This window comes from Roseisolibacter sp. H3M3-2, assembly GCF_029211165.1.
Lineage (GTDB): Bacteria > Gemmatimonadota > Gemmatimonadetes > Gemmatimonadales > Gemmatimonadaceae > Roseisolibacter.
This window is the reverse complement of the sequence record NZ_JARGEK010000389.1, coordinates 1-4,213: the sequence shown is the minus strand read 5'-3', so window position 1 is coordinate 4,213 and position 4,213 is coordinate 1. Positions and strand designations below refer to the sequence as shown.

Genomic DNA, 4,213 nt, shown 5'->3' with positions numbered 1-4,213 from the left:
CACGACGCGAGCAGCAGCAGCGCGCGGACGCGTCGGGCGCGCGCCGCGCCGGTCACGGCGCGTCGCGGTCGGCGTCGGTCACGCGCGCGACGCCCCCGCCAGCCGGCGCACCAGCTGGTCGAGGAACTCCAGCCCGTCGTAGAACGACTTCACGCGCAGCTTCTCGTCGCGCCCGTGCGAGTTGGTCTCGCCGGGGCTGCTGAAGATCCCGCTGACGCCGAACGTCGGGATCCCGGCGGCGCGCAGGAAGCGGCCGTCGGTCGCGCCGGTGCTCATCGTCGGGATCACCGGCACCTCGCCGAACATGCGGCGCGTGAGCTCGGTCGTCGCCTCCAGCACCGCCGGGTCGACGGCGTCCGTCTTCTCCGGGAAGCGCTCGCGGTCCGGGAGGGTGAACGTGACCTTCACCCCCGAGTCGCCGATCACGCGTGCGAGCTCGGCGCGCACCGCCTCGGCGCTCGACGTCGGGACGATGCGGCAGTTGACGTTCGCCGTCGCCGTCTGCGGGAGCGCGTTGTAGGCGTGCCCGCCCGCGAGGCGCGTCGCCACGCACGTCGTGCGCAGCATCGAGTTGTAGCGCGGGTCGCGCGCGACCGTCGCCGCCGCCGCCTCGTCGGCCGGGTTGGCGACCAGGGCGCGCATCGCCGCCGCCATCTCGGGCTTCTCCACCCGCGCCGTCTGCTCGAAGAAGGCGCGCGACACCGGGTTGAGCGCCACCGGGAAGCGGTGCGCCGCGATGCGGTTGACGGCGGCCGTGAGCTGGTAGATCGCGTTGTCGGGGCGCGGCACGCTGGAGTGCCCGCCCGGGTTGAGCGCGGTGAGCGTGTAGTCCTCGGGGACCTTCTCGGCCGCCTGCACCGAGTGGAAGAGCGGGCGCGCGTCGGCGCCGGGGCCGTCGAGCGTCCCGCCGCCCCCCTCGTTGATCGCGTACGCGGCGTCGACGAGCGCGCGGTGGCGCGCCAGCAGGAACTCGACGCCGTTGGCGTCGCCCCCCTCCTCGTCGGCGGTGAGGGCGAGCACGAGGTCGCGCTCCGGCACCAGCCCCTCGCGCTTCATGCGCAGCAGGTTGGCGACGAACATCGCCGCCATCGCCTTGTCGTCGGCGGTGCCGCGGCCGTAGAAGTAGCCGTTCTCCTCGTGCAGCACGAACGGGTCGCGCGGCCAGTCGGCGCGGTTGGCGGCGACTACGTCGAGGTGCGCCAGGAGCAGGACCGGCTTCCCCTGCCCGCGGCCGCGGAAGCGCACGACCAGGTTCCCCTTGGTCGGCTTCCCGTCGGGGACGAGCACGCGCACGTCGGCGGCCGGGAAGCCGGCGGCGCGGAAGCGCGCGGCCATCGCCTGCGCGGCGCGCGTCGCCGAGCCCACCGAGTCGGCCGTGTTGATCTCGACCAGCTCCTCGTAGACCGCGCGGGCGAGCTGCTGGTGCGGGGTGCGGGCGGCCGGCTGCGCGGCGAGGGGCGCGGCGGCGGACGCCGCGAGGAGGAGCGCGGGGGCGAGGCGGCGCATGCTAGCGCGGGAGGGTGAGGGTGAAGGTGCTGCCGGCGCCGAGCGCGCTCTCGACCGCGAGGTCGCCGCCCATGCCGCGCGCGAGGTCGCGGCTGATGGCGAGCCCCAGCCCCACGCCCTCCTGCGTGCGCGTGAGGTGCGGGTTCACCTGCACGAACGGCTCGAAGATGCTGGCCTGCTTGTCGGGCGCGATCCCCACGCCCGTGTCGACGACGGCGATGCGGACGTGCGCCGCGTCGGCGTCGCAGCGGATCGCGATGCGGCCGCCCGGCGCGGTGAACTTGACCGCGTTGGTGAGGAGGTTGAGCAGCACCTGGCGCAGCTTCTCGGCGTCCGCGCGCGCGATCAGCCCCGGCGGGCACCCGTCGTAGGCGAGCGTGAGCCCGCGCGCCCGCACCTGCGGCGCCACCAGCGCCTCCGCCGTCGCGATCGCGTCGTCCACCGACACCGCGGCCAGCTCGTAGTGCACGGTCCCGGTCTCGACGCGCGCGTAGTTCAGCACCTCGTTGATCAGCCCGAGCAGGTGGCGCTGGCTGGTCTGGATGCGGGCCAGGTCTGCGCGCTGGTCGTCGGTCACCGGCCCGCGCACGCCCAGCTCCAGCAGCTCGGCGTAGCCGCCGATCGCGTTCAGCGGCGTGCGCAGCTCGTGCGACATCACGGCGAGGAAGTCGCTCTTGGCGCGGTTGGCCGCCTCGGCCTCGGCGCGCGCGGCCTCGGCCGCGGCGCGGGCGCCGCGCTCGGCGTCGAGCAGGCGCGCGCGCTCCTCGACGTCGACCACCGAGCCGATGAAGCCGAGGAACCCGCCGTCGTCGCCGAAGCGCGGCGCCGCCGCGTCGACCGCTCGGCGGTACTCGCCGTCGGCGCCGCGCAGCCGGTACTCGAGGCGGAACGGCGCGCCGCGCGCCGTCGCCTCGACGAACGCGTCGTGCGCCCGCGCGCGGTCGTCGGGGTGCACGGCCTCCAGCCAGCCGAAGCCCAGCCCGTCGGCCTCCGACTGCCCGGTGAACGCGTACCACGCGCGGTTGAGGAACGAGCAGTGCCCGTCGGCCTCGGTCACCCAGAGCATCACGGGCGCGTGGTCGGCCATGTTGCGGAAGCGCGCCTCGCTCTCGCGCAGCGCCTGCTCGGCGTCGCGGCGCAGCCGGGCGAGCGCGAGGTGGGCGCCGACGCGCGCGACCAGCTCCTGCGCCGCGAACGGCTTGACGAGGTAGTCGTCGGCGCCGGCGCGCACGCCCTCCACCCGCGCCTCCTCGCCGGCGCGCGCGGACAGCAGGATGATCGGCAGGTCGCGCAGCGCCGGGTCGTCGCGCAGCGCCTGCAGGAGGCCGAAGCCGTCGAGCCCCGGCATCATCACGTCGGTGAGCACGAGGTCGGGGCGCCGCGCGCGCGCCGCGTCGAGCGCGGCCAGCCCGTCGGCGGCGCCTTCGACCTCCCACCCCTGCGCGCCGAGCAGCCGGGCGACGTACTCGCGCATGTCGGCGTTGTCGTCGGCGAGCAGCACGCGGGCGGGAGCGCCGGCCGCCGGGCGCGCGCCGGCGGCGGCGATCACCGGGAACTCCCCCGACGTGCCGGGGAGCCAGCGCATCGCCTCCTCGACGAAGGGCGCCGCGCCGGCGCCGGCGGCCGCGCGCGCGCGCCCCGCCCCCGCCTCGACCACGCGCTCCGCGGGGAGGTGCCCGCGCCCGGCGCGCAGCCGCACCGTCACGCGCGTCCCCCGCCCCGGCGCGCTCGCGACGTCGATGCGGCCGCCGTGGCGCTGCACGATCTCCTGCACCAGCGCGAGCCCGATCCCCGTCCCCTCGTGCGTGCGGCTGCGCGCGTTGGCGACGCGGTGGAAGCGGTCGAAGATGCGCGGCAGCTCCTCGGGCGCGATGCCGACGCCGGTGTCCTCGACCACCACCTCGACGCCGTCGGTGGCCGGCGCCACGCGCACCGCGATCCCGCCGGCGAACGTGTGCTTGAAGGCGTTGGAGACGAGGTTGAGCACGACCTTCTCCCAGAGGTCGTGGTCGACGTAGACGGCGGGGTGCCCGACCGGCAGCGGCGGCGCGTCCACCGTCAGCGCGAGCCCCGCGCGCTCGCACGCCGAGCGGAAGGCGCTCGCCAGCTCGGCGGTGAGCACGGCGACGTCGGTCGGCTCGTACGCCGCGTCGATGCGCCCGGCCTCGATGCGCGAGAAGTCGAGCAGCGAGTTGACGAGGCGCAGCAGGCGCAGCGCGTTGCGGTGCACGAGCTCCAGCCGCGCGCGCTGCTCGCCGGTGGTCGCCGGGTCGGCGAGCGCGTCCTCGGCGGGGCCGAGCATGAGCGTCAGCGGCGTGCGGAACTCGTGGCTGACGTTCGAGAAGAAGGTCGTCTTGGCGCGGTCGAGGGCGGCCAGCGCCTCGGCGCGCGAGCGCTCCGCCTCGTGCGCCTCGCCGTTGGCGACCGCCTGCGCGATGTGCCCGGCGACGAGCTGCAGGAAGCCGCCGTAGTCGTCGTCGAGCGCGCGGCGCGGCGAGAGCCCGGCGACGAGGACGCCGATCGTCTGCTCGGAGCCCGGCCGCGTCATCGGGAGCACGACGGCGGTGCGCGGCGGCTCGGGCCACGGCCCGCCGGGGAGGGCGCCGAACCGCTCGACCAGGTCGTCGACGAGCGCGGCGCGCCCGAGTCGCGCCACGCGCGCGAGCGGCCACCCGTCCGCGGCGTCGCCGCCGAGCGACGCCATCGC

At 76.3% G+C, this 4,213-nt stretch carries 2 protein-coding genes; both read right to left on the bottom strand.

The features are described from left to right. Positions 1 to 78 precede the first annotated feature (78 nt). Positions 79 to 1,506, bottom strand: a complete 1,428-nt coding sequence (locus PYV61_RS21680) for a M20/M25/M40 family metallo-hydrolase (protein ID WP_275835579.1) — start codon at positions 1,504 to 1,506, stop codon at positions 79 to 81. 1 nt (position 1,507) lies between these two features. Beyond that, on the bottom strand, positions 1,508 to 4,213 hold a 2,706-nt coding region (locus PYV61_RS21675), incomplete at its 5' end, for an ATP-binding protein (protein ID WP_275835577.1).